The sequence below is a fragment of the Chryseobacterium sp. SC28 genome (assembly GCF_003932955.1).
Taxonomy (GTDB): domain Bacteria; phylum Bacteroidota; class Bacteroidia; order Flavobacteriales; family Weeksellaceae; genus Epilithonimonas.
Window position 1 is genome coordinate 79,784 of sequence record NZ_QOVY01000006.1, and the last position, 25,736, is coordinate 105,519.

At 40.9% G+C, this 25,736-nt stretch carries 23 protein-coding genes; 13 read left to right on the forward strand and 10 right to left on the reverse strand.

Features of this window, described 5'->3' with window-relative positions; translation table 11 throughout:
• Positions 1–39 precede the first annotated feature (39 nt).
• Positions 40–2,943, forward strand: a complete 2,904-nt coding sequence (locus DTW91_RS05385; RefSeq protein ID WP_125202369.1) for a reprolysin-like metallopeptidase — start codon at positions 40–42, stop codon at positions 2,941–2,943.
• Between the two features lie 84 nt (positions 2,944–3,027).
• Here the strand turns inward: DTW91_RS05385 and coaE are convergent, their stop codons facing one another.
• The 4 genes from coaE to DTW91_RS05405 all read right to left on the reverse strand — a co-directional run bounded on the left by coaE (position 3,028) and on the right by DTW91_RS05405 (position 7,186).
• Positions 3,028–3,654, reverse strand: a complete 627-nt coding sequence (gene coaE / locus DTW91_RS05390; RefSeq protein ID WP_228412658.1) for a dephospho-CoA kinase — start codon at positions 3,652–3,654, stop codon at positions 3,028–3,030.
• Positions 3,655–4,521, reverse strand: a complete 867-nt coding sequence (locus tag DTW91_RS05395; protein WP_125202370.1) for an MBL fold metallo-hydrolase — start codon at positions 4,519–4,521, stop codon at positions 3,655–3,657.
• Positions 4,522–4,733: 212 nt separating this feature from the next.
• On the reverse strand, positions 4,734–5,747 hold the full coding sequence (locus DTW91_RS05400; protein WP_125202371.1) for an aldo/keto reductase: 1,014 nt from the start codon (positions 5,745–5,747) through the stop codon (positions 4,734–4,736).
• 98 nt (positions 5,748–5,845) lie between these two features.
• Positions 5,846–7,186, reverse strand: coding sequence for a dihydroorotase (locus DTW91_RS05405; RefSeq protein WP_125202372.1), 1,341 nt, complete (start codon positions 7,184–7,186; stop codon positions 5,846–5,848).
• A gap of 168 nt (positions 7,187–7,354) precedes the next feature.
• Between DTW91_RS05405 and DTW91_RS05410 the strand changes: the two genes are divergently transcribed.
• From DTW91_RS05410 to ribA, 8 genes are all read left to right on the forward strand, one after another.
• Entirely contained in the window at positions 7,355–8,812 is a 1,458-nt protein-coding gene (locus tag DTW91_RS05410) for a lipopolysaccharide biosynthesis protein (protein ID WP_228412659.1), read from the forward strand.
• Positions 8,813–8,858: 46 nt separating this feature from the next.
• Positions 8,859–9,878: a sugar phosphate nucleotidyltransferase gene (locus tag DTW91_RS05415; RefSeq protein ID WP_125202374.1), complete on the forward strand. Its 1,020-nt coding sequence runs from the start codon at positions 8,859–8,861 to the stop codon at positions 9,876–9,878.
• Between the two features lie 153 nt (positions 9,879–10,031).
• Positions 10,032–10,829, forward strand: coding sequence for a DUF4292 domain-containing protein (locus tag DTW91_RS05420; protein WP_125202375.1), 798 nt, complete (start codon positions 10,032–10,034; stop codon positions 10,827–10,829).
• A complete protein-coding gene (locus tag DTW91_RS05425; RefSeq protein WP_125202376.1) occupies positions 10,826–12,361 on the forward strand; it encodes a murein hydrolase activator EnvC family protein in 1,536 nt (511 codons plus the stop codon). Before DTW91_RS05420 ends, DTW91_RS05425 begins: the two co-directional genes overlap by 4 nt.
• A gap of 30 nt (positions 12,362–12,391) precedes the next feature.
• Complete coding sequence (locus DTW91_RS05430) at positions 12,392–12,604, forward strand: twin-arginine translocase TatA/TatE family subunit (RefSeq protein ID WP_125202377.1); 213 nt, start codon at positions 12,392–12,394, stop codon at positions 12,602–12,604.
• Between the two features lie 9 nt (positions 12,605–12,613).
• Positions 12,614–13,228, forward strand: a complete 615-nt coding sequence (locus DTW91_RS05435; RefSeq protein ID WP_125202378.1) for a DUF4254 domain-containing protein — start codon at positions 12,614–12,616, stop codon at positions 13,226–13,228.
• Positions 13,225–13,683: a hypothetical protein gene (locus DTW91_RS05440; RefSeq protein WP_125202379.1), complete on the forward strand. Its 459-nt coding sequence runs from the start codon at positions 13,225–13,227 to the stop codon at positions 13,681–13,683. The genes DTW91_RS05435 and DTW91_RS05440 overlap by 4 nt, the downstream gene beginning before the upstream one ends.
• A 27-nt stretch (positions 13,684–13,710) precedes the next feature.
• Complete coding sequence (gene ribA, locus DTW91_RS05445) at positions 13,711–14,319, forward strand: GTP cyclohydrolase II (RefSeq protein ID WP_125202380.1); 609 nt, start codon at positions 13,711–13,713, stop codon at positions 14,317–14,319.
• 46 nt (positions 14,320–14,365) lie between these two features.
• On the opposite strand, the gene DTW91_RS05450 is transcribed toward ribA, so the two are convergent.
• Positions 14,366–14,656: an HU family DNA-binding protein gene (locus tag DTW91_RS05450; protein ID WP_125202381.1), complete on the reverse strand. Its 291-nt coding sequence runs from the start codon at positions 14,654–14,656 to the stop codon at positions 14,366–14,368.
• A gap of 363 nt (positions 14,657–15,019) precedes the next feature.
• Here DTW91_RS05450 and panD point away from each other — a divergent pair, with 363 nt between their 5' ends.
• Positions 15,020–15,370 carry an aspartate 1-decarboxylase gene (panD, locus tag DTW91_RS05455; protein WP_125202382.1) on the forward strand — a complete coding sequence of 117 codons (351 nt, stop codon included), beginning with the start codon at positions 15,020–15,022 and terminating at the stop codon, positions 15,368–15,370.
• A 9-nt stretch (positions 15,371–15,379) separates the two neighbouring features.
• Positions 15,380–16,384, forward strand: coding sequence for a lysylphosphatidylglycerol synthase transmembrane domain-containing protein (locus DTW91_RS05460; RefSeq protein ID WP_125202383.1), 1,005 nt, complete (start codon positions 15,380–15,382; stop codon positions 16,382–16,384).
• A 43-nt stretch (positions 16,385–16,427) separates the two neighbouring features.
• On the opposite strand, the gene DTW91_RS05465 is transcribed toward DTW91_RS05460, so the two are convergent.
• A complete protein-coding gene (locus DTW91_RS05465; RefSeq protein WP_125202384.1) occupies positions 16,428–17,714 on the reverse strand; it encodes a DUF2130 domain-containing protein in 1,287 nt (428 codons plus the stop codon).
• Between the two features lie 140 nt (positions 17,715–17,854).
• Here DTW91_RS05465 and uvrC point away from each other — a divergent pair, with 140 nt between their 5' ends.
• Together uvrC and DTW91_RS05475 are read left to right on the forward strand one after the other, a co-directional pair.
• A complete protein-coding gene (gene uvrC, locus DTW91_RS05470) occupies positions 17,855–19,645 on the forward strand; it encodes an excinuclease ABC subunit UvrC (RefSeq protein ID WP_125202385.1) in 1,791 nt (596 codons plus the stop codon).
• A 99-nt stretch (positions 19,646–19,744) separates the two neighbouring features.
• Positions 19,745–20,308, forward strand: a complete 564-nt coding sequence (locus DTW91_RS05475; RefSeq protein ID WP_125202386.1) for a DUF2892 domain-containing protein — start codon at positions 19,745–19,747, stop codon at positions 20,306–20,308.
• A gap of 204 nt (positions 20,309–20,512) precedes the next feature.
• On the opposite strand, the gene DTW91_RS05480 is transcribed toward DTW91_RS05475, so the two are convergent.
• The 4 genes from DTW91_RS05480 to DTW91_RS05495 all read right to left on the reverse strand — a co-directional run bounded on the left by DTW91_RS05480 (position 20,513) and on the right by DTW91_RS05495 (position 25,641).
• Positions 20,513–21,145, reverse strand: coding sequence for a trimeric intracellular cation channel family protein (locus DTW91_RS05480; RefSeq protein ID WP_125202387.1), 633 nt, complete (start codon positions 21,143–21,145; stop codon positions 20,513–20,515).
• An 88-nt stretch (positions 21,146–21,233) separates the two neighbouring features.
• Entirely contained in the window at positions 21,234–21,998 is a 765-nt protein-coding gene (locus DTW91_RS05485) for an exodeoxyribonuclease III (RefSeq protein WP_125202388.1), read from the reverse strand.
• Positions 21,999–22,401: 403 nt separating this feature from the next.
• On the reverse strand, positions 22,402–23,946 hold the full coding sequence (locus DTW91_RS05490; RefSeq protein ID WP_125202389.1) for a bifunctional response regulator/alkaline phosphatase family protein: 1,545 nt from the start codon (positions 23,944–23,946) through the stop codon (positions 22,402–22,404).
• Positions 23,947–24,084: 138 nt separating this feature from the next.
• Positions 24,085–25,641 carry an Rne/Rng family ribonuclease gene (locus tag DTW91_RS05495; RefSeq protein ID WP_125202390.1) on the reverse strand — a complete coding sequence of 519 codons (1,557 nt, stop codon included), beginning with the start codon at positions 25,639–25,641 and terminating at the stop codon, positions 24,085–24,087.
• Between the last annotated feature and the right edge of the window lie 95 nt (positions 25,642–25,736).

Here is a 25,736-nt window from a genome sequence, read left to right on the forward strand (position 1 = left end):
GAACAAAAATTCTATATTTGGCTCAAAATTAAATATAGTATGAAGAAAATCTTTACTACTCTACTTTCTTTTGGAATGCTGACCGGCGCTTTCGCGCAATGGTCGAAGACATCCATGAAAGGAGAAAACCTACGTGAAACCGGAGCTACAACTTTCTACTCCGTGAATTTGAATGAAATCCGTGCGCAGCTGGCCGACGCTCAGCCAACCGGAAAGAACAGCAAGCCTGTGATTATTAATGTACCAACGCTGGAAGGCAAAGTAGAAAAATTTGCTGTTTACAGTCTACCCGTTGTCGCCAAATCTTTGGCAGACCAGTACCAGTTGGGGTCTTATGTGGGAATGGGTGTGGACGATCCTGAAAAATACATCAGATTTTCGGTAGCGCCCAATGATTTCCAATCGATGATCATCAAGAATGGAGTGTATGAATTTGTGGAACCGCAGAACAAAGAAAGAACAGTGTATGGCGTTCATTCAAAAACAAAAAAAACCAGCGGTCCCAATGGTTTTTGGCTTTGCAACAGCACAGAACCGCCACTCACCAAACAGCAGATTGATAAACTTAACAACGGAGCTGCTTTTGCCAACGATCCTACAGATTTTTCCAAATCATCTGACAAAAAGTATAGAACCTTGCGATTGGCAATGACAGTGAATGGGGAATATACCATCTACCACGGGGGAACAGTGGCTGGCGCTCTAACAGCTATCAATGCTACATTGACCCGTTGCAACGGCGTCTTTGAGAATGATTTTGCGCTCCATCTGATATTGCAGGATTTTCCTACTTTGATCTATACGAATCCGGCAACAGATCCTTATTCAACTTCTTTGAGTAGTTGGAACCTCGCAGCTCAGAAAGCAATTACTGCAGAAGCTGGCGAGGCCAATTATGACATTGGGCATATGTTTGGCGCGACCGGCGGCGGAGGTAATGCCGGCTGCATCGGGTGTGTATGTGTGAGTCCTCCTCTTAATGCCAGTGGGATACCTACGGGAAATGGAAAGGGCTCGGGAATCACTTCTCCTGCAGATGGAATTCCTGAAGGGGATAATTTCGATATAGATTATGTGGCGCACGAAATGGGACATCAATTAGGCGCCAATCACACTTTTTCCATGAGTCTTGAAGGAACTGGTCAAAATGTTGAACCCGGTTCCGGTTCTACTATTATGGGATATGCCGGTATTACAGGTGCAACAGATTTGCAACCACATTCGGATCCTTATTTCCATATCAACAGTATTATTCAGGTTCAAAATAATCTTATCTCAAAAACTTGTGATATTGAAACCCCTATTGACAATTTGCCGCCGGTAGTCGTGGCAATGCCCGATCTTACGATTCCAAAAAGTACCGCTTTCGTCTTGACGGCGCAAGCCACCGATCCTGAGGGCGATCCGATTAACTTTTGCTGGGAACAAACTGATAGCGCAACATCGACAACATCGACTTCTAACTTAGGAAATAATACCAATGGTCCAATTTTCAGATCATGGAACCCTACTACCAGTCCTACACGATATTTTCCTAAGCTCAGCACAGTGTTAGCCGGAAATCTCAAAAGTACAACAGATTGGGAAGCGGTTTCCACGGTAGCCCGTACGACCAACTTCAAAGTAACTGTCAGAGATAACAATGCGGACAAAACAAAACAGCAAACCCAATACGGAACCCAAAAAGTAACAGTGGGAGCTGCCGGACCATTTAAAGTAACTTCTATCAAAGTTTACAACAATGCACCGGCCGCCTTCACTTGGGATGCTGCCGGTACAACTGCCGCTCCTTACAATGTAGCGAACGTGAAGATAGATTATACGACAGATAATGGGGCTAACTGGACAGTTTTAGCCGCATCCACTCCTAATGACGGATCGGAGGAATTTAACTTCCCAACGCTTGCAACCAATTCTCAAATCATCGTACGAGTTTCTGCTATCGGAAACGTCTTCTACGCTGTGGGTAAGGTGACTGTGTCTGCAATGGTAAATTGCGACGGAAGCGCCCCGATAGGATTAGCAGTGTCTAATATCACCCAAACCACGGCTAAAGTAGATTGGGATGCTATTGCTGACGCAACCTATAATGTGAGATATAAAAAAGCGACCGATACCGAATGGACGGAAGTTCTTGGTCTGACAAGCAATACCTATACCATCACGGGATTAACACTCGAAACTGCTTATAATGTAACAGTTGCAGCTGTATGCAGCGGTACCGTTGGAACTTATGCACCGACGGTCAACTTTACCACAACCGGTATTACTTACTGTAGTGCAGGCGCTACCTCTACAGGTTTTGAGAAAATATCCAATGTGACTTTTGCAGATATTAACAAAAACTCTACATCTACCGCAGGATATGAAGATTTCACCACAGTTACCGGCAATGTAACCGCAGGACAAACCTATCCGTTCAGCGCCAGCTTTACAGGAACTTCTTATTCTGACGATCAGGTCTTAGTATGGATTGACTTCAACAAAGACGGCGATTTTGATGATGCGGGCGAGCAAGTATTGGTGACACCAAAGAAAAAATCCCCATGGACTGGCAACATTACCATCTCAGCCTCAGCAACAGTTGGTAAAACAAGAATGAGAGTTCGCCTTCACGATTCTTCTTTGACACCTAATTCTACACCTTGCGGAAACTCACAGTATGGACAAGTTGAAGACTACTCACTTAATATTGGAGCTTTAGCAGTTCAGGACGTTAAGCAAAATAGTATCCAGGTGTATCCAAATCCTGCATCGGATTTTATTACTATCTCTAACGTCTCTTCCAAAACCAAGTTTGAAATCTTCAACGTTGCCGGTCAACTGGTAAACCAAGGAACAACAGACGGAAAAGTAAATGTTTCTAAACTGGCCAAAGGTGTTTACATCTTGACAGTAGAATCTAACGGAGAAAAATCCCAAACTAAATTCATCAAGAATTAAGCGCAAGATTTTACTTAAATTTTAAATAATAAAATCCCCGAAATCGATTTTCGGGGATTTTGCTTTTTTAGTTATGAGAAGAAATTACTTCAAATTGTTCAGAAACAATTTTGCTTCTTTATGAAGATCTTCCAGATCGGAATTGTTATAAATGATATAATCTGCCAGTTTGATTTTTTCTTTTTCCGGCATTTGTTTTTGCATCACTGCTTCCACATCCCGGTAGGTCTTGCCGTCTCTATCCATCGTCCTTTTTATTCGCAGATTATCGTCGGCAGTTACCAAGAGAGATTTGTAACAATGTTCATTCAGCTTCAGTTCAAACAGCAAGGCCGTTTCTTTAAAAACATATTCCGCAGTTTGCGAAGCAAGCCACTTTTCAAAATCCTGCTTCACGGCCGGATGTATCAAACTATTCAGCCGGTTCAGTAGTTCGGCATCGTCGAAAACTTTCCCTGCCACGAACTTCCTATTGTATTTTCCTTCCAAATAGGCTTCCTTTCCGAGAAGCGAAATGATTTTTTCCTTCAATTCAGAATCGATATCGGCAATATCCTTTGCCCGATCATCGGAATAATAAACGGGGAAGCCTTTATTTTCTAATATTTTCGCAACGGAAGTCTTCCCCGAACCAATTCCGCCAGTCAATCCGATGATCTTGGGAGGAGGAATGTCTTCCTGATTTTGATTAATATCCTGTAAGTCCATCATTTAATACCCGAAAACTTCATTAAAACTAAAGGTTTGATCCAACCTCACGCCCCTTTCGGTCATTTTGAGACTTGCCAGTTCATTGTGTGCATCGTGTTGAAAAAATAAAAGGTAATCATTGTCCACACATTGTTTCAGAAATTTTCCTTTTTCTTCCATCGTAAGCAGCGGTCTCGTGTCGTATCCCATCACGTACACCAGCGGGATATGCCCGACGGTTGGGATAAGATCTGCTATGAAAACTATTGTTCTATCTTGATATTGAAGCACAGGCAGCATTTGCTTTTCTGTATGACCATCGACGAAGATGATATCCATTTTCAGATCCGAAGCAAAACCGTAGTTTCCAATCGTTGGCAACGGCAAGAAATTTAATTGACCGCTTTCTTCCAAGGGGAGAATGTTTTCTTTCAAAAAACTTGCTTTTTCTCGCGGGTTTGGCTCGGTGGCCCATTTCCAATGGTTCTCGTTGCTCCAGAAGTGTGCATTTTTGAATGCCGATCGGTAGCCGGATTTTTCATCATTCCACTCGATGGCTCCGCCGCAATGGTCGAAATGAAGATGTGTGAGAAATACATCGGTAATATCGTCTCTTACAAATCCATATTTTTTCAAATTTTTGTCCAGCGAATCATCGCCCCAAAGCGAATAATGGGCAAAGAATTTCTCGTCCTGCTTGTCACCAAGTCCGCAATCGATAAGGATTAATTGCTTGCCATCCTCCACGAGGAGAGAGCGAGTTCCCAATTCGATAAGATTTTTTTCGTCGGCAGGATTGGTACGTTCCCATATTGTTTTGGGCACCACGCCGAACATTGCACCACCGTCTAACTTAAATTTTCCGCATTGTATAGGATACAGTTTCATATTGTAAGTGATTTTATGCTAATTTACTTAAAAATTTTAAGAATTAAAACGTTGATAGAAATGTCCCTTGTTGTCTTTATGAAATATTGGCTCACCATACGCGCCTGCCAAGACCAAAAGATAACTGATTTTTACATTTTTCGGTTTTTATAAAAAATAAAGTTACATCTTGCAATGTAACTTTAAATACTTATTTACCGGAATTTTTAGAATTAATTCACCGTTCTATCTTCTTGCATAAAATCTACCATCCATCCCGGATATTCTGGAGCAAGTTGACTTACTTCATTCAATTTTTTCAATTCGTCTTCAGTGAACTGAATTTCGGTGGATTTCAAATTGTCGCGCAATTGGTCTTCGTTTTTAACTCCGATGATTACACTGGTTACCACTTTTTGGTGAAGCAACCACGCCAAGGCAACTTGTGCCACAGAGGCTTGATGCGCTTTGCTGATTTCGTCCATCACATCAATAATGTCGAAAGCTTTTTCTTTATTGACAGGTGGGAAATCAAATGATTTTCTTCTGGATTCTTCTTCCGGCATTTGATTTCTTCTGTATTTACCGGATAAGAAACCACCCGCAAGCGGACTCCACACCATCAATCCCAGGTTTTGATCTTCCAAGATAGGTACAATTTCTCTCTCCAAATCTCTGCCCGCAATTGAATAATAAGCCTGAAGCGATTTGAATTTATTGAAACCGTTTTTATCTGAAATCCATTGGCTTTTCATCAATTGTCCCGCTTTCAGATTGGAGCAACCTATGTACCTCACTTTTCCGCTGTGAACCAAATCATCTAAAGCCCGCAAGGTCTCTTCTAAAGGGGTAAGAGCATCGAAGCCGTGAATCTGGTAGAGGTCAATATAATCGGTACCCAATCTCTTCAAACTCTCGTCCACTTGTTGCATTATGTGTACTCGAGAGAGACCTACTTGGTTTACACCCTCGCCCATTTTGCCTCTTACTTTGGTTGCCAAAATAACATCTTTTCTTTTAGAACCTAAGGCTTTCCCCAAGATCTGCTCCGAAATGCCGGTAGAATAGATATTGGCAGTATCAAAAAAATTGATTCCTGAATCCAGCGCCAAACCTACCTGCCTGTCGGCTTCTTCTTGCTGCGTTTTACCAACCGGGATCCAAGTGCCGGTTCCCCCAAAAGTCATCGCTCCAAAACATAACTCTGACACCAAAACTCCTGTGTCACCTAATACTCTGTATTTCATATTTTATCTTTTCTTTTTGGCACCTCCAAAAATGTAATATTCAGTGCCTGATTTATTATGGTAAATATACGAAATCATCTTCGAAAAATAAGCAGTTCTCAGTCATTCTTTTCAAAGAGGAGACGCTCTGCAAATCTTTGTTCACTAATTTTCCCGTTATCATAAACCAAATTTCCGTTTACAAAAGTATGGGTGACTTGCGAATGAAACGTGCTTCCTTCCAGAGGGCTCCAGCCACATTTGTAAAGGATATTGTCTTTGGCAACAGTCCATTTTTTATTCAGATTCACCAAAACCAAATCCGCTTTGTAACCTTCTTTCACAAAACCTCTTTTCTCGATTCTAAACAAAATTGCGGGATTATGACACATCTTTTCCACGACTTTTTCCAAAGTAATTTTTCCGTTTCGGAAGTGCTCGAGCATCACAACCAAGGCATGCTGAACCAAAGGCGCTCCGGAAGGGCATTTGGTGTAAACATTCTGTTTTTCTGCCCAAGTGTGCGGCGCGTGGTCGGTTGCGATGATATCAATTCTGTCATCCAAAAGTGCTTCCCAAAGCCCGTTTTTATCTTCCACAGTTTTGATGGCAGGGTTCCATTTGATGAGCTTCCCTTTCGTTTCATAATCCTCGTTGGTAAAAGTCAAATGATGAATACAAACTTCTGCGGTTATTTTTTTTTCCTTTAGAGGAATATCATTTCGGAAAAGCGCGGTTTCTGGGGCTGTGGACAAATGAAAAACGTGAAGCCGCGCACCAGTCTTTTTGGCGAGTTCTATGGCTTTGGAGGAAGATTTGTAGCAGGCCTCTTGGCTTCTAATCAAATGATGAAATTTTATGGGAATGTCATCGCCATATTTGGCTTTATATTGTTTTGTATTTTCCCGGATGATCGTTTCATCTTCGCAGTGTACGGCGATGAGCATCTGGGTATTGCTGAAAATTTGTTCCAGAGTTTGCGTATTATCCACCAGCATATTTCCAGTGGAGGAGCCTAAAAAAAGCTTAATTCCCGGGACATTCCTTGGGTCTGTTTTCAGAATTTCTTCGAGATTATCGTTGGTTCCGCCCATCATAAACCCATAGTTGGCGTATGCTTTTTGAGAAGCTATTTCGTATTTGTCAGCTAATAATTTCTGGGTGACTGCGTTGGGAACCGTGTTGGGTTGATCGATGAAACTTGTGATTCCGCCGGCGAGCGCTGCTTTGGATTCCGATTCGATGTCGCCTTTTTGTGTCAAGCCGGGTTCGCGGAAATGGACCTGGTCATCGATGATGCCGGGCAGCAAATATTTCCCTGAAGCATCGATTATTAGATCAGTGTCAGCTTCCGAAATATTGTTTGAAATCTTTGCAATCAAGTCGTTTTCTATCAGAAGATCACTTACAAAAATCTGATTTTCATTGACGATTTGGGCATTTTTTATTAGGATTTTCATTTTACTAAAATTAGAATTTCATTTTCTAAGCAGCCTGATTTCCGGTTGCAAAAATTAAGTTTAAGCAAAATTAAGTTTTTGGCACAGAATGATCACCGCTTTCAAGTCCTTAAATAAAATTTTCAAATTTTAATTAAAAGAATACCTTTGCAGAAATAATTCAAAATTTTGAAGAAGCTTCTGGGACAAACCGCTCTTTATGGATTAACAACCGTGATTATCAGGCTGTTCCCGTTCGTTATCAATCCAATTATCACCAGAAGCTTTGGCCCCACTGCTTATTCTCCATTTGCAGATTTTTATTCCGTTGCCGGTGTGATTGCTGTGATTTTGACGCACGGTATGGAAACCACATTTTTCCGCTTCTCCTTGGATGAGAAAGATGACCGAAAATTGATTTCTACTTCGTTTTTCAGTGTTTTGGTGGTGACCTTGGTTTATTTATTTTTCACATTGCTATATCGGCAACCTTTGGCGACTGCTTTCAGGACGCCCGACCAGGTAGATCTACTCACGATTCTTGCAGTGACTTTGGCTTTGGATGCCTTTTGTGCGATGCCTTTCGTAATGCTCAGAAAAAACGAAAGACCTTTGAAATATGCCGCCATCCGGATTACCAACGGTGTTATTAACTTTTTACTGGTGGTATTTTTTATTGCCTTGCTTCCGCGATACCCCGAGGGAATTTTTGGGTTGAAGTACAATCCGGAGTTTGGGATCGGTTATGTTTTTGTGGCGAATTTGGTGGCGAGTACTGCAACGTTTTTGATGCTTTTCAAAGAAATATTGATTACGAGAATAAAGTATTTTTCCTACGAACTCTGGAAAAAAATGATCAAATATTCTTGGCCGATTACGATTGCAGGCTTAGCCGGAATCATTAACGAAACCTTCGACAGGCAGTTTCTGAAGTTCCTCCTGCCCGAGGAAATCGGGCGGCACCAATTAGGCGTTTACGGCGGTGTTGCCAAGGTGGTGACATTTGTAATCCTATTCCGGCAGGCTTATTCTTTGGGGATCGAGCCCTTCTTTTTCAGCAATTCCAAAAATGCGAACGCCAAACTGATGTATGTAAGGTTGATGGATATCTTCGTGGCGGTCAACTGTTTGATTGTCTTATTTTTATCGGTTAATCTAGATTGGATAGCCAAAGGCTACATCCAGAATCCGGAATATTATGAAGGGATTCCGATTCTTCCGATTTTATTTTTCGCGAGCTTATTTTTGGGCATCTACCTCAATCTTTCGATTTGGTACAAATTGACCGATAAGACCATTATTGGCGCCTACATCTCTACCATCGGAGTACTCATCACCATTGGTATTAATTTTTACTTTATTCCAAAATACGGATATTGGGCTTCCACTTGGGCCACGATTGCAAGCTATTTTGCTATGATGGTAATATCATATGTTTGGGGGCAATACCGGTATCCGATTCCTTACAACGTTTATAAAAATTCTGTTATCATTCTCATCACGATGCTCGTTTCATTGGCATCGTACCAATATTTAAGAGAAAAGATTTGGCTGGGAAATCTTATATTTCTAATTTTGGCAACCATTTTATTAAAGACAGAAAATCTCATTCCTCAGAAAATTTTAAATAAACTTGGTGGCAAATAATTATATTATTTAACTTAATAGCCAATTTCTTAACGATAAAAAATTTATGAAAATAATTGTTCCGATGGCTGGACGAGGATCCAGACTCCGACCTCATACCTTGACGGTTCCGAAACCATTGATCCCGATTGCCGGGAAACCCATTGTCCAGAGATTGGTGGAAGATATTGCAAAAGTTGCCAATGAACCGATAGAAGAGATAGCCTTCATCATTGGAGACTTCGGACCGGTGGTGGAATGCTCTCTTATAAATGTGGCCGAGAATCTGGGTGCCAAAGCAAGCATATACACTCAGACGGAGCCCTTGGGAACCGCTCACGCCATCAATTGTGCCAGAAACAGCATGTCGGGACCGGTAATTATCGCTTTTGCCGATACGCTCTTCCGCGCAGATTTTCATCTTGATACGAGTGCCGACGGGGTCATCTGGGTGAAAAAAGTAGAAGATCCATCCGCCTTCGGCGTCGTGAAGTTGGATGACTATGGCTTCATCACCGATTTTGTAGAAAAACCAAAAGAATTCGTCTCAGACCTGGCTATTATCGGTATCTATTATTTCAAATCTGCAGAGAAACTGATGACCGAAATCGATTATATTATGGAAAATCATATAACCGAGGGCGGAGAATACCAGCTAACGACTGCGTTGGAAAACCTTAGAGCCAAAGGTGCCAAATTCTCTTTAGGAAAAGTAGATGATTGGATGGATTGCGGCAACAAAAACGCAACTGTGGAAACCAACAGCAAGATTTTGCAGTACGAAAAGGACAATATGTCGATATTCCCTGCCTCTGCTATGATAGAAAACTGCATGATCATTCCGCCCTGTTTTATCGGTGAAAATGTGAAAATTTCGAACTCCAAAATCGGCCCGAATGTGTCTCTTGGGAATAACACAATTGTGATTAATTCCAACATCGATAACTCTCTGATTCAGGAAAATACGATTATTGATCACGGCAATCTGAGTAATTCTATGATTGGGAACTCGGCAAAATACTTTGGAGTGGCGCGGGAGATCTCTTTGGGAGACTATTCGGTTTTGGATTTCCTTTCTAAAAATTAATATCCAATTGTTTGTTCAAAAAAAAACATCGAAATTCTTTCATAAAGAAATATTGTCGTAGCCCAGACCTACGGCAATGTTTTTTTGGTTTGGATGATGAAAATATAAGTTGAATTTTGGCGTTAATATTGTAAGGTTTATCCAAAAAAAAATATGAAAAAATATATTCTAATCATAGTTACGGCATTGGTGGTTGCATCTTGTAAAGTTCAGAACAAAGAGACTTCCACCCCCGTCAGCACCACAAAACCAATATCCAATAATGCCACTTTCTTCTCTGCAATAGAGAAAAAATCTACCTTCGATGCAGTAAAGATCAGCAGTAAAATCGATGCCAAAACGGGTTCCTTCATCCCCACTTTGGACGCTGTGATCTACATTGAAAACGGACAAAAAATTTGGATGAACCTGACAGCCGTAATCCTACAAGCCGCAAGGGGCGTTGCCACACCGGAGGGCATCAAAGGCTACTACAAATTCGATAGAACATATATCGACTCCGACTTCGGCTATCTAAACAAACTTTTGAATGTGAATTTTATAGATTACAATGCCCTGCAAAATCTCTTGTTGGGGAAAACTTTTATTCCTATTTCCGAGAAAGATTTCAATCTCACACCAACCCCTTCGGGATACCAATTGACCTCCAAAGAAAATCTAAAAATTACACAAAACGGAAAGACTGTGGAATATAAAGTCACCTTGGACTACGATGCAGAATTCAATCTGAGTCACGTTCTATTGTCGAATCCCCAAAGTAAAGAGCAGCTGGAAATTGTCTATTCCAACAGAGTCTTGCTGAACAAAGAAAGCTTTCCAAAAAGTGTTAAAATAATTATAAAAGGCAACAAAACCGACGAAATCTTATTAGAAAACACGAAATTTGATTTTTCCCGAATGGAAACTACTTATTCCGTTCCTGCCAATTACAAAAAGACAGAAATTAAATGATCAAGAAATTAAGTTTTTTAATAAGTATCATCATTTTCGGAATTGCATTTGGACAAAAAGACAAGGAAGCTCTGCAAAAGCAGAACGCCGATTTGAAGAAACAGATTTCTGCTCTCAATGCCAGTTTGAACCAGACAAAAAAAGAATCGAAACTTTCTATTGCTTACCTAAATGCCGTCAATCAAAAACTTAATCTTAGAGAAAAGGTCTATAACAACACCCAGAAAGAAAAAAGATTCATAGAAGACGACATCTACAAAAGTCAGTTGGAAATCAACAAGAATAACCGCGAGTTGGAAGTACTCCGGAAAGATTATGCCGCGATCCTCGTAAAAGCTTATAAGACCAAAGGCATCCAAAACAAAGTAACCTTCATCCTCTCCTCCAAAAATTTGGGACAGGCACTCAACAGAATCGAATATTTGAAGCGATATTCTGAATACCAAAACAAGAAAGCGGCGGAAATTACCGACAAAGCCAACGAAATAAAGAAAAACATCGCTCTCAAGAAAAAATACGTCGCAGAAAAAGATAAGTTGCTTCTCAACCAGAAAAAAGATCTTGCTACCATAGAAGCCGAAAGAATAGAAAAACAAAAACTGATAGATGAGTTCAAAAAAAATGAAGTAAAGCTGACAGCAGAACTGAGACAAAAACAGAAGCAATCCAAAGAGCTGGAACGCCAGATCCGAAATATCATTGCGGAGGAGATAAGAATTGCCAAGGAAAAGGAGGAAGCCGAACGCAAAGCTGAAGCAGAACGGAAAAGACTGGCAGAAATAGCTGCCAAAAAAGAAAAAGATAGAATAGAAGCGGAAAACAGAGCAAAGATTGCTGCTGCAGAAGCAGAGCGGAAAAGAGCCGAGCTGGAAGCAAAAAGAGCAACCGAACTAGCCAATAAAAAAGCGGAGGACGAAAGAAGATTGGCAGAGTCCAACAAAACAGCCGAGAAAAAAGAAGCGGCCGAGAGAGCAACCAGAGAAGCAGCAGAAAAAGCCCGAATCGCCAACGAAAAAGTACTGGCGGCAAAAGCCAATGAAGCTGCAGTGAACAAGAAAAACGACGACGCTAAAGATGCTGCCGAGAAAAAAGTAATGAAAAGCTACGGCGTGGGTTCTACGGTAGGCAGTAATTTTGCGGATAATAAGGGAAGAATTGGTTTCCCAGTTGAAAAAGGAAGCGTCACGCATCGCTTCGGAAAATGGCCGCATCCCGTTTTCAAAAATATTATGGAAGAAAATATCGGAATCAAAATCGCCGTGGCACCGGGAACCCGCGCAAGATGTGTGTTTCCGGGCGTGGTATCGTCCATCCAAGTCATAAATGGAAGCCGAACGGTTGTCGTAAAGCACGGCACCTATTTTACCGTTTACTCCAATCTTGCCAGCACCTTGGTGAAGGCCAATCAACAGGTTTCTGCGGGAACACTCATAGGAGAAGTCGGCAGTGATTTTGATGAATCTATAACATTAGATTTCCAGATCTGGAACGGTACCAATCCGGTGGATCCGTTGGGATGGGTTTCGTATTAAAAAATACTTTAACTTTGTAAAAAAATCGAGATGATATTATCAACTGTAATTTTAAGTATTTCGTGGCAACACATTCTGATTGTGGCCTTGATACTGCTTCTTTTATTCGGTGGCAGAAAAATACCCGAATTGATGAGAGGCTTGGGCTCTGGCATTAAAGAGTTTAAAGATGCTGTGAAAGAAGAAGATAAGAAAAAGGATCCCTCTTCTTCTACAACCAATGATCCGGGCTCAAATTTATAACATAGAGCCATGAGTTTGACAGACAAAGCATGGGAAATCTTCAACAAATCGGTTGAGGATTATCACATTAAAGACAATGTAAACGCAGAAGAAAACAATCCATTCCAGACCGGCAGTCTGGAATGGATTTTGTATTCAAAGAATTGGATCGATACCGTTCAATGGCATTTGGAAGATATTATTCGGGAAGAGGATATCGATCCGGCAGAAGCTCTGAAAATAAAAAGAAGAATAGATAAACTCAACCAACAGAGGACAGATTTGGTAGAACAGCTGGATTTTTGGTTCTACAAACGATTTGAAAATATCACTCCCGCTCCCGACGCAAGATTAAACACCGAAACACCGGCTTGGAGCATAGATCGTTTTTCTATACTTTCTTTGAAAATATATCACATGACGGTAGAAGCTTCTCGCAAAGATGCTTCGGAAGAACACCAATTACAATGCTCCGAAAAGCTAAACGTCCTTTTGGAACAGAAAAAAGACTTATCAACAGCCATAGAACAATTGCTTTCTGATATTGAGAACGGCAAAGTTAAGATGAAACTTTATAAGCAGATGAAGATGTACAACGACGAAAGTCTTAACCCAATCCTGTATCAAAAAATGCAGAAAAAATGAAAAGTTTTTATAAACTTTTAACGATTATTACCATTACAGCTTTTTTATCAGAATCCTGCTCCACAAACGCCGCTGCATCCGAGCAACTGCATGTCGAGATGCTACCGGAGACCTACGACTATCTCTCTCCTGACGCGATAGTGTACGCCTCCTCAATTTCTAATCTCGTCGCCACATTCCCCATTTTCAAGAATGATGCCGTCAACAAAGAAACATCCGACCTCAAAAATGCCCTCACCGAATACCTATTGGCCGTACGGACTTTTAATCAGGTTTCCAAGCACAAATCTCTGGAAGACGTGGAAAAATATTACAAAAACATTCAGAAACTAAGAAAGTCTATGCAACCGGATGATGATGAACTTCTTAACAGATATATGGTCAAAATCAAAACCAATATTAATCTATTAGAAGCTGCTCAGTCCAAAGTGGAGCAAGCAACCGTTACTTATTAACCAAAATTCCCCTTAAGCCCTATTTCAATGTTAAAACTGCAAGCAGAATCTAATGTGCCAACAGATTTCGGCATTTTCCGGATAATGGCTTTTTCAGAAGACGAAAAAGACTGGATGCCGCATATTGCATTGATAGCGGAGGGAACCGATCTGACCAAGCCGGTAAACGTCAGAATCCACTCCGAATGCATTACAGGGGAAGTCTTTCATTCGCAGAAATGCGAATGCGGGCAGCAACTCGATTCGGCTATGCAATATATGCAGGAGCACGGCGGAATCATCATTTATCTGCGGCAGGAAGGCAGGAATATTGGTATTATCAACAAATTGAGAGCTTATGCCCTGCAAGAAACAGGATTGGATACCGTCCAAGCTAATTTGGAATTAGGTTTGCCCGCAGATGACCGAAATTTCGCCTTTGCCATAGAAATTTTGGAAAAATTGAACGTAAAAGCGGTGAATCTGATGACAAATAATCCCGAAAAAATCAAAATTATTAAGGATAGCCCGATCCATCTGAACTCGAGGATACCATTGCAAATCAAGTCAAATGATGCCACTGCCAAATATCTCAAAACAAAAAAAGATTTTTTTGGACATCTGCTGGATGACGAAATCCCTGAAAACAGTAAATAAAAAAAACCGCCAGTAGACGGTTTTTTATTCGAATAATCAAATAAAATTACTTCTTCTTACTTCCGGAAACCGCATTGGCCAAATCCGCACCGGCTTTGAACTTCGCTACCGTTTTAGCCTCAATTTTAATTGGTTTCTTTGTCGCAGGGTTGATGCCTTGTCTTGCAGCTCTTTGAGACACTGAGAAAGTCCCGAAACCTACCAGAGATACTTTACCGTCTTTTTTCTTAAGCGTTTCTGTAACATTTGAAACAAATGATTCTAATGCTTTTTTTGCAGCAGCTTTTGTGATTTCTGCATCCTTCGCGATTGCGTCGATTAATTCAGACTTGTTCATAATATTTATTTAATTAAAGTTATGTTGTTAAAGCAAATATAAGACATTTTTGATATCGTGCAAATATTTTTGTTAAATTTAGTGAAGTGTGTGGCTTTTTTTTAAAAAAAATGAGTTTTCGGTAATGTAAAAATTAACGAAAACACACCACTTTGCCGTTTTCTCCTTTAATAATTTTCCCTTTGTCTATCCAATAAGATCGGGCAATTAATCGAAAATAAAAACAATTGAGAAATTCATAATCAGAAATATAGTTTTTGTGAGTATTTATAATCGTAATGGAAAAAGCGCATTTACAGCTCATCCTTTTATAAAGTAAAATCTTCTTTTCCAATTTTATTAATTTAATGTAAATTTGCAGCTATGTTTATCGAAGTTTTTAAGTCGAAAATCCACCGAGTCCGTGTCACCGCATCGGACTTGGACTATATTGGAAGCATCACCATTGACGAAGACCTCATCGAAGCGGCCGGCTTGATCGTCGGAGAGCGCGTTTACATCGTCAATGTCAACAACGGCGAACGGTTCGACACCTACGTCATCAAAGGAAAGCGGAAATCCGGCGAAATCTGTCTCAACGGTCCGGCAGCCCGGAGAGTCCAAAAAGGCGACATCATCATCATCATTGCGTATGCCCAGATGACGCCCGAAGAAGCCAAAAATTTCCAGCCAAAAATTGTTTTCCCCGACGAAGCTACCAATCTGCTCACCTAATTTCCTGAAATTTTGGAAGAAAAAAAATCCGCCGCATTCAAAAATGCAGTCACTGTTCTGGTTTCGCTCCTCATTGCGGGACTTTTCCTTTGGCTTGCGTTGCGCGGATTGGATTATGAAAAAATCAAAAGCTCGCTCAAAAAGGCCAATTACTTTTGGGTCGCAGCGGCCGCCGTTTTTGGCATTTCCGCCTATTGGTTTCGGGCAATCCGCTGGAATCTTCTGCTGGAGCCGATGGGTCACAAGATTTCCAATAGCAACTCGCTTTGGTCTATTTCTTTCGGCTATTTGATGAATCTCACCATTCCGAGAAGTGGCGAAGTAGCCCGCTCGACGGCGCTTTATGGGGTAGAAAAAGTGCCTGTCGACAAATCTTTTGGAACCATTATTCTCGAACGCGTCATCGATCTGATTTGTATGATGATCTTTCTGGGACTTACTTTGGTTTTCAAATTTGAAGCCATAAAAAGCTTCTATATCAACTCCGGCTTCCAGCCCAATCCTTTGCTTTTCAGCGCTTTATTCATTGCCGGAATTCTTGGCATCGCCCTATTTTTCAAATTCAAAGAAAACTTCAGGCGATTTTCCTTCATCTCAAAAATCATCGATTTCATCGATGGCATCTTCGAAGGATTGAAATCTGTTTTTAAATTAAAGCAAAAATCCAAATTCATCCTTTACACAGCTTGCATCTGGATCTGTTATTTTTTCGCTTCGTATTTGGTTTGTTTTGCATTGCCGGAAACCTCCAATTTCACTTTGGCAGATGGCTGTTTTATCCTGGTTGTCGGCACTTTGGGAATGATCATCCCGGCCAGCGGCGGTATTGGCGCCTTCAATTTAGCAATGAAATTCGGGTTTATGGCCTTGTTCATTTCGATGGGAAAAGATGCGACCGCGGGTGCCGAATTGGGTCTCGCTTACTCTTTCATCACATTGCCATTGCAGATCCTCATTATGCTTGTAATGGGTTTGATTTCGATCCCGATGTTGGCGAGAAACCGAAAAATTTAGGAAATCCCGAAACAGGTGTCGGTAAATTCGACGATTTTAATCCTTATTTTAATTCATCAAATTTTGCCTTCATTGTGGGATTGTCATAAGTCAGTTTTTTGATGGTCAAATCTTCGGCTTTGATGTTGGCCAGTCGCAAATTATTAACAGAAGACATCAATGCATCTTTGGTTTTTTGAAGATGGGTAATGGTTTTGTCAATTTCATCAACCGCGGTTTTAAACTGCCTGCTGGCCAACTCATAATTCTTTGCAAACCCCTGTTTGAAAGTCTCAATTTTTTCTTCAAAATTGGTAATATCAATATTCTGATTCCTCACCAAAGCCAGTTCTTTTTTGTATTTCAATGAGTTCATAGCGGCATTTCTCAGAAGCGTGATGACGGTTATAAAAAACTGCGGCCGCACCACATACATCTTCGGAAACCGGTGCGAAACATCCACAATTCCTGTATTGTAAAACTCATTTTCCGCTTCTAACAAAGACACCATAATGGCATATTCGCATTTTTTCTCGTTCCGGTCTTTGTCCAGTTCTCGGAAGAAATCTTCATTCCGTTTTTTCGAGGCCGTTTGATCCGACTCGTTTTTCATTTCAAACATGATCGAGATGATTTCGTTGCCCTCATCGTCAAATTCCCGATACACAAAATCGCCCTTGCTGCCCGAGCTCGCATCGTTATCTTTTTCAAAATACACATTCTGAAATGCCGTTGCACGCAGTTTATTGAACTCGATTTCGCAATGCTGCTCCAGGGTCTCGCCAATCATTTTGGTCGATAGTTTGGCTTTCATATCCTTTACCCGGTCGATTTCCTCATCTTTAAACTTAATGATTTCATCTTTGGATCTTAGTTTTTCGCCAAACTGTTCTTTCAGAGATTTCTCGGAAAGCTCTTTTTCCAATTCTTTATTTTTCAAAAGATTATTGAGCTTATTTTTTTCAGCTTCGATGCTGTTTTTTTCTTTTTCTACTTTTTGAACGGCTTCGGAAATGGCCAATTTTTTCTCGGTTTCGGCTTTTTCGATTTTCGCTTTCAATTCCAGAATTTCTTTATCTTTCTGCGAAATTTTTCCCGTAATCTCCAGTTGGCTGTCCGATTTTAATTTATTGATCTCCGCATCTTTTTTGGAAAGCTGCTCTTGCAAGTAGTTTTTGAATTTCGCTCTGTTGATTTCAATTTCACTATTTTTTTCTTTCTCGGCAATTCTCAATCGCTCTTGCAGTTCTTCTTCAAATTGATGATTGCGAACTTGTTTCAGAATCTCGGCATATCCTGCTTCGTCCACTTTAAAGGCCTTTTTACAATTTGGACAGATTATTTCGTTCATACTGTTCGGTTTTTCGATAAGGAAAGGTACAAATTAATCGATTATTTTGAAAATTAAAATTGAATATTGACTTGCACTCGATCGCCACAATTTCTTGGACATTATTAGATTTAAACTTCCGATTTCGCTAAATTTGTATTGTGAATCCCAACTTAGAACTTCAGCTGAAAACCCTTCCTTCGGAGCCTGGCGTGTACCGCTATTACGACAAAAATGATCAACTCTTGTACGTCGGAAAAGCGAAGCAGCTCAACAAACGGGTACTTTCCTACTTCAACAAAAACTTGTCCGGCTACCGAACCAGAATAATGGTTTCGAAGATTCACAGGCTGGAAACAACCGTTGTCAACAGCGAATACGACGCACTTTTGCTGGAAAACAATCTGATAAAGGAGCACCAGCCATTTTATAATGTGATGCTGAAGGACGACAAAACCTATCCGTGGATTTGCATCAAAAATGAAGATTTTCCAAGAATATTTCTGACCCGATCAAAAATAAAGGACGGCTCCGAATATTATGGCCCGTATGCCAAAGTGAAACCGGCGCGAATACTTCTGGACACGATCAAAAATCTGTACAAAATCCGGACGTGCAATCTAAATCTGGCTCCCGAAAAAATCGCAGAAGGGAAATACCGCGTTTGCCTGGAATATCACATTAAAAATTGCAACGGACCTTGCGAAGCCTTGGAATCTAAAGAAGATTATGATGAAAAAGTGGATGCCATCCGAGGCATTATCAAAGGAGATTTCCGATTGGCGAGAAAATATTTGGAAGAAAGAATGCACCGGTTTGCTGCCAATTTGGAGTTTGAAAAGGCGCAATTAATCAAGCAAAATATAGAATCTCTGGAAAATTATCAGGAGAAGCATACCGTGGTTCATCCAAGCATCGATGACGTGGACGTTTTTGGGATGACGAGCGACGAGACGGCGGCGTACGTCAATTATTTCAAAATCAGAAATGGATCCATCGTTCAAAGTTTTACGACCGAGATCAAAAAAGTGTTGGAAGAAGCGGACGAAGACATTCTGGAAGAAGCTTTGGTGGAGATTCGTCAGAAATTTGATTCCACTTCCAAAGAGATTCTGCTTCCATTCCATCTCGGTCTGGAAATCCCGAATGTAAAATTGATCGTTCCAAAAGTGGGCGACAAGAAAAGAATCGTAGAACTTTCTGAGAAAAATGCGAAAGAATACAGACTTGAAAAACTAAAACAAGTCCAAATCATAGACCCCGAAAGACACACCAACCGCATCATGGCAGAGATGCAAAAACTCCTGCGGATGCCGGTGGAACCTAGGCATATCGAAGGTTTTGACAACTCGAACATCCAGGGAACCAACCCTGTTTCGGCGTGTGTGGTCTTCAAAGATGGGAAACCCAGCAAAGCAGATTACCGAATTTTTCATCCTAAAACCGTCGAGGGTCCGGATGATTTCAAAACGATGGAAGAAGTGATCTACAGGCGTTACCGACGCTTGATTGACGAAGGCGAGCCGCTGCCTCAACTCATTTTGATTGATGGCGGAAAAGGACAATTGTCTTCGGCGGTCAAAAGCCTGAAACTGCTGGGACTTTACGGAAAAATCACGATTATCGGGATTGCAAAAAGGCTGGAAGAAATCTATTTTCCGGAAGATTCTGTCCCTTTGTACATCGATAAAAAATCGGAAACTTTGAAAATCCTTCAACGCGTGAGAGACGAAGCGCACCGATTTGGCGTGAAACATCACCGAACGCGGCGAAGCAACTCGACCATCCAATCTGAACTGGAACAAATCCCGGGCGTGGGTCCGAAAACCATAGAACTGCTTCTGACAAAGCTGAAATCTGTGAAAAGAATCAAAGAAGCAGACCTAGTCACCTTGGAAGAAATCCTCGGGAAAGCGAAAGCCAGAGTAGTTTGGGAATTTTTTAATTCTTAAATAAAAGAAGAAAGATTTTTGAAAATCGCAATCAACAAATTTTCTGTCGATTCGGAAATTCATCGCCGAATGATTATCTTTGCTCTGTAAATTTTGAACATGAACAAGTATATAAAATTTGTAATCGCGGCCGTCATCATTGCTTTGGGCGTTTATTTGATGTTCAACCGAAACATCGGCTGGGGCGTGGTTTTGGTGATTCTTTCCGGGATTCCGATTGCGCTTTTTTTCAAAAATGAAAATATTCTTTTGGCATTCTGGCAGCTCAGAAAGCAAAATTTGGCGAAGGCCTCCAAATATCTCGCCAATATCAAAGATTTTCGATCACAACTTCACAAAAGCCAGTACGGCTATTTCCACTACCTTCAGGCTTTGACGATGGCTCAGGATCATCCCCAAAAAACGGAAGGATTGATGAAAAAAGCACTGGAATACGGTCTGAATATGAAACACGACAGAGCAATGGCAAAACTAAATCTTGCAGCATCGGCACTGGCCAAAGGACGAAAATCCGAGGCTCAGAAACTTCTGGAAGAAGCCAAACGCTTAGATTCTGCCGGCCTGATGACCGACCAGATCAAGATGATCAAGGATCAAATGAAAATGCCAACAATGCAAAAACATATGCACAATCCGAATATGAGACAAAGAGGCAAATTCTAAGTTTAGATGTTAGAAATTAGATGTTAGAAAGTAGAATCGAATTCTAATTTTAAAATTATAAAAGAGCGAAAAACAATTCCGCTCTTTTTTATTTTTTTGAGGAGCCGGGAACCTGCTTTCCGTTGCAATTCCTCGCAAGTCAGCCCGTCCCTGAGCCGGTGGAGAGACTTGCTGCGGGATTTCCACTGCAATCAGGGCTATAAGTTACATTTCCTGGTTGCTTTCGTAACCGTAGAATTTCGGGATTTGCCAATGGTATTTTACGGCCAAAGTTCGGATGGCGACGATTAAAATAATCGTGAAAATCTGTACGAACGTATAGGAAAGATCGCTGTAATTTATAAGCAACAAAAATATGCCGCCACCAACGATACAAGCCGTCGCATAGATTTCTTTTCTAAAAATCAATGGAATCCGATTGAGCAAAATATCTCTCATAATCCCGCCAAAACACCCCGTGATCGTCCCCAATGTTAAACAAATCAGCGGATGAAAGCCCGCAGTAAGACCTTTCTGAATCCCGATAATCGTGAATAATCCCAATCCAAAACTGTCAAATATAAACAGCGTTACCCGAAAATTTCTTTCAATGGATTTGAAGATCATAGAAAATACGCTGGTGGTGAGAATCAAAACAAACGTCAGAAGATCGCTCATCCAAAATACGGGAACATCTAGCAGCAAATCCCGGACTGTTCCGCCGCCCACCGAAGTAACGAACGCGATTATCAAGACGCCAAAAGGATCCAAACGCTTCTGCATCGCGGCAAAACTGCCCGACATCGAGAAGGAAATGGTTCCCAAGATTTCTATGATAAGATTAAAATGCTCGTGCACGGTTTTTATAAATAATGATTAATAAATGATAACTGATGGCTTGGATGAAACAGTAATCGCAGATTAGAAATAGATTATCATTTATCATCTATAGCTCCAGTTCTACCATTACCGGACAATGGTCGGAATGCTTCACTTCCGGGAGGATTACGGCTCTTGTCATTTTATCTTTCAAAGGTTCAGAGACGAAGTTGTAATCTAAACGCCAACCTTTGTTTCTTGCTCTGGATCCCGCTCGGTAACTCCACCAGGAATATTGATCTGGTTGGCTATTGAAATATCGGAAACTGTCTGTTAAGCGATTTTCTTTTATAAAATTTGTCATCCACTGTCTTTCTATTGGGAGAAATCCGGAAGTATTTGCCAAACCAATGGGATTGTGAATATCGATCGCTTTGTGACAAATATTGAAATCGCCGCTGACGATGAGATTCGGAATGCTTTTTCTTAGCTCTTTGATATACTCGGAAAAGTCAAAACAAAACTGCATTTTGAACTCTAATCTATCCATATTGGAAGCGGACGGAACGTAAACAGAAATCACGGAAAAGCCGTCAAAATCTGCGCGGATAATCCGGCCTTCGTTGTCGTAGCTTTCGATTCCGCAGCCCGATTCTACGTGATTGGGCTTTACTTTAGAAGCAATCCCAACGCCGCTGTATCCCTTCTTCACGGCCGAATGCCAATAACTGTGATAGCCTGCTTTTTCCAAACTTTCTATATCAATTTGGTCATTTCCGGCTTTGCTTTCCTGAATGCAAATCACGTCGGGGCTTGCAACATTGAGCCAGCCGAGGAAGTCTTTTGTGAATGCAGCGCGGATTCCGTTGACGTTGTAGGAAATGACTTTCATAAATTAATGTTAGACGCCGGATGTTTTGAAATTAGGTTTCAAAGTTCGGGATTTTGGATTGAATGGAAAAAAGAAATGCGGAAATAAGATTTTCCTCACCCCAGCCCTCTCCAAAGGAGAGGGAGGTTGGATGGAGTTTTTTTCCTCACCCCGGCTCTCTTTGAGTTTTTTTTCCTCACCCCAGCCCTCTCCAAAGGAGAGGGAGGCTGGATGGAGTTTTTTTCCTCACCCCGGCCCTCTTTGAGTTTTTTATCCTCACCCCAGCCCTCTCCAAAGGAGAGGGAGGTTGGATTGAAAGGTAGTTCTCTTCCACAGGAGAGTGAGTTTTTAAAATTAAAAAAGGCGGAAAAAGCATGCGCTTCTTCCGCCCCAATAAACCCAAATCAAATAAACTATGAAAAAACTATTTGGGCTCTAATATGCTTATCGGAATGATGATTTCCTCTAGGGAAATCCCTCCGTGCTGATAAGTTTCTTTGTAATAATTCACAAAGTGGTTATAGTTTTTTGGATAAGCCAAGAATATATTGTTCTTGGCAAAAATATATTTGGAACTCAAGTTTCCTTTCGGTAGAAAGAGTTTGTCGGGATTGTTGATAGCCCAGACATCTCTGTCTTCGTAGGTTAAGCTGCGTCCGGTTTTGTATCGGATGTTGGTCGACGTTTCTCTGTCGCCCACCACCTTACTAGGTTTTTTAACATAAATTGTGCCGTGATCTGTGGTGATGACTAATTTGAATCCACTTTCTGCGGCAGCTTTGATAATTTTCAGCAAGGACGAGTTTTCGAACCAGTTGTAAGTTAATGAGCGAAACGTTTTGTCGTCTCTAATCAATTGATTTACAATACTGTTGTCGGTTTTTGCGTGAGATAGAATATCGATAAAATTGTAAACGATGACCAATAGATCGTTACTTTTATGCTGATTGAAATCTTCTAAAACCTTTCTTTCGAAGTCGGAGTTCAGGATTTTCAGGTATTTCATTGATTTTCCCGATAGTCCTAAGCGTTTCAACTGATCTTCCAAAAAGTCTCTTTCGAACTCGTTTTTGTTGCCTTCTTCGTTGTCATTGAACCAATTGTTGGGGAATCTTTTTTCGATTTCGGACGGCATCAATCCGGCGAAAAATGAGTTACGTGCATACTGCGTTGCCGTTGGCAAAATGCTGAAGTAGTAATCTTCCGAAGTTTTGTTGTAGAACTTTGTGAACAGCGGTTCGATAACTTTCCATTGGTCATAGCGCATGTTATCTACCATCAAGAGCAGCACTTTGTCTTTTTCAAGTTCCGGTTTCACTTTGTCTTTGAAGAGCGTGTGACTCATCATCGGTTTATCGTTGCTGTGGAGCCAATCTTCGTAATTGTTTTCTATAAATTTTGAAAACTGAATGTTGGCTTCCTCTTTTTGATTCTGCAGCAGATCTGCAAACTCATTATCCGAAACTTTGTCGAATTTCACTTCCCAATTCAGGATTTTCTTGTAATATTCTGCCCAATCCTGATAGGTTCTGAGGTACGACAATTCCATACTCAGATTCCGGAATTCCTGCTGATAATCAACGATTGTTTTTTGCTCAACTAGAGATTCGCTTTGCAGGATTTTCTTAAGAGACAAAAGAACTTGGTTGGGATTTACAGGTTTCAGGATATAATCTTCAATTTGAGAACCGATGGCCTGTTCCATAATGTGCTCTTCCTCACTTTTGGTCACCATCACGATTTTGATGGCGTTATCTCTCTCTTTGATCATCGGGATGGCTTCCAGGCCTGAGATTCCCGGCATATTTTCGTCGAGAAATGTCAATGCAAAATTTTCTTTTTCTATCATCTCCAAAGCCTCATTCACGTTGTTTACTGGAGTTACGTTGTAACCTTTGTTTTCCAAAAAGACAATATGCGGTTTGAGAAGATCCACTTCATCATCGATCCATAAAATTTTTCCTGACATATATTTTTATTTAAGTTTAAGCATCAAAAGTATAACCAAAATATCACAATTAAAATCTAAATAACATAAGATGCGCGTTAAATATTAGTTAAAGGAAAAATAAAAAAACTTTGCCGTCACCAGCAAAGTTTAAATTTTCTAATTGGAAAAGCTCATCAGCTCTTTTTTCTGAGCGTTGTAGAGGTGGAACTCCAGCATTTTGAAGGAATCTCTCGGGATGATCGTCACCCATTTTTTGTATTTCACAAACCATTTGTTCTGGATGCTTGCCAAGCCTTTCGTGAGATAGGCTTCTACAAAGGGATGCACGTGCAGGAAAAGTTTTCCTTTTTCCTTTTGCATTATCGCTCGGATGGAATCTTCCATTTTTTCGATGATGACGATTGGAGCAATGATTTCCCCATCTTTATTCGGATTTTCTTCGTTGGTTTCGATATGTTTTTCGGGGCGCACGCGCTGCCTTGTTATCTGGATCAGTCCAAACTTGGAAGGCGGCAGGATTTTGTGTCTCGCCTTGTCCCGTTTCATTTCGTCCCGCAGATGTTCGTACAGTTCTTTTCGGTGTTCCGCATCTATCATATCTATAAAATCTACCACGATGATGCCGCCCATATCGCGCAGCCGAAGTTGTCTGGCAATTTCTGTCGCCGCCATTTTATTGACGGTTAAAGCGTGCATTTTATTGGTCGATGAAGACGAAATGTTGTTGCCGGAATTCACATCGATGACGTGTAGCGCTTCTGTATGTTCGATGACGAGGTACGCGCCTTTGGACGCCGGAATATTCACGTGTTTTCCGAAACTTTGTTTCAGCTGTTTTTCAACATTGTAATATTCCAAAAGCGGAATATGAGAATCGTAAAACTGAACGATATTTTTTCTTTCGGGAGCAATGACTTCGATATAAGCTCTCATATCCTCCACCATCTTTTCGTCGTCACAAATGATGCTGACGAAGTCTTGGTTGAAGTTGTCTCTAAGGATAGCAGACGCTTTATCCTCCTCACTCAAGACTTTGCTCGGTACTTTATTTTTCTGAATATTCTTGAAGGTCGTTTCCCATTTTTTCACAAGCTGATTCATATCATTGTGGAGCTCGGCCACTTTCTTTCCTTCGGCCACGGTTCTGATGATGACGCCAAAGCCTTCGGGACGTATGCTCTCTATCAAGGTTTTGAGCCGTTCTTTTTCGGCGCCGTCGCTCACTTTTTTGGATATGGAAACTTTATTATCAAAAGGAATCAAGACCAAAAACCGCCCCGTGAGAGAGATTTGCGTAGAAATGCGCGGTCCTTTGGTAGAAATGGGTTCTTTGGTGATCTGAAGCAGAACCACGTCGCCAACATTCAAAACTTTGTCCACCGTTCCCATCTTGTCGATGTCTTTGGCATGTTCGGCATTTTTCAAACTTGGCGTTTGTTGTTTTTTGGCAAAGGTATTTTTAAGGAATTTCTGATAAGAAAGAAACTGCGGACCCAGATCCTGATAATGCAGGAAAGCATCTTTGTCTGTGCCGATGTTTACGAAAGCCGCATTGAGGTTGGGAGCCAGTTTTCTGATCTTTCCTAAAAAAAGATCTCCAACTACAAAGTCGGATTTGGTTTGCTGCTCGTGAAGTTCAAAAAGACGTCCGTCTTCCAACAATGCGATCTTTGTAGCGTCTTCCTCATTGGAAATTATCAGTTCTTTCTTCATAACTTCATAAAGTGATTTTTTACAGTATTAGTTTGTAAATATAAAACAAAAATATAGTTGGCAAAAAGACCAACTATATTTATATGTATAAGACG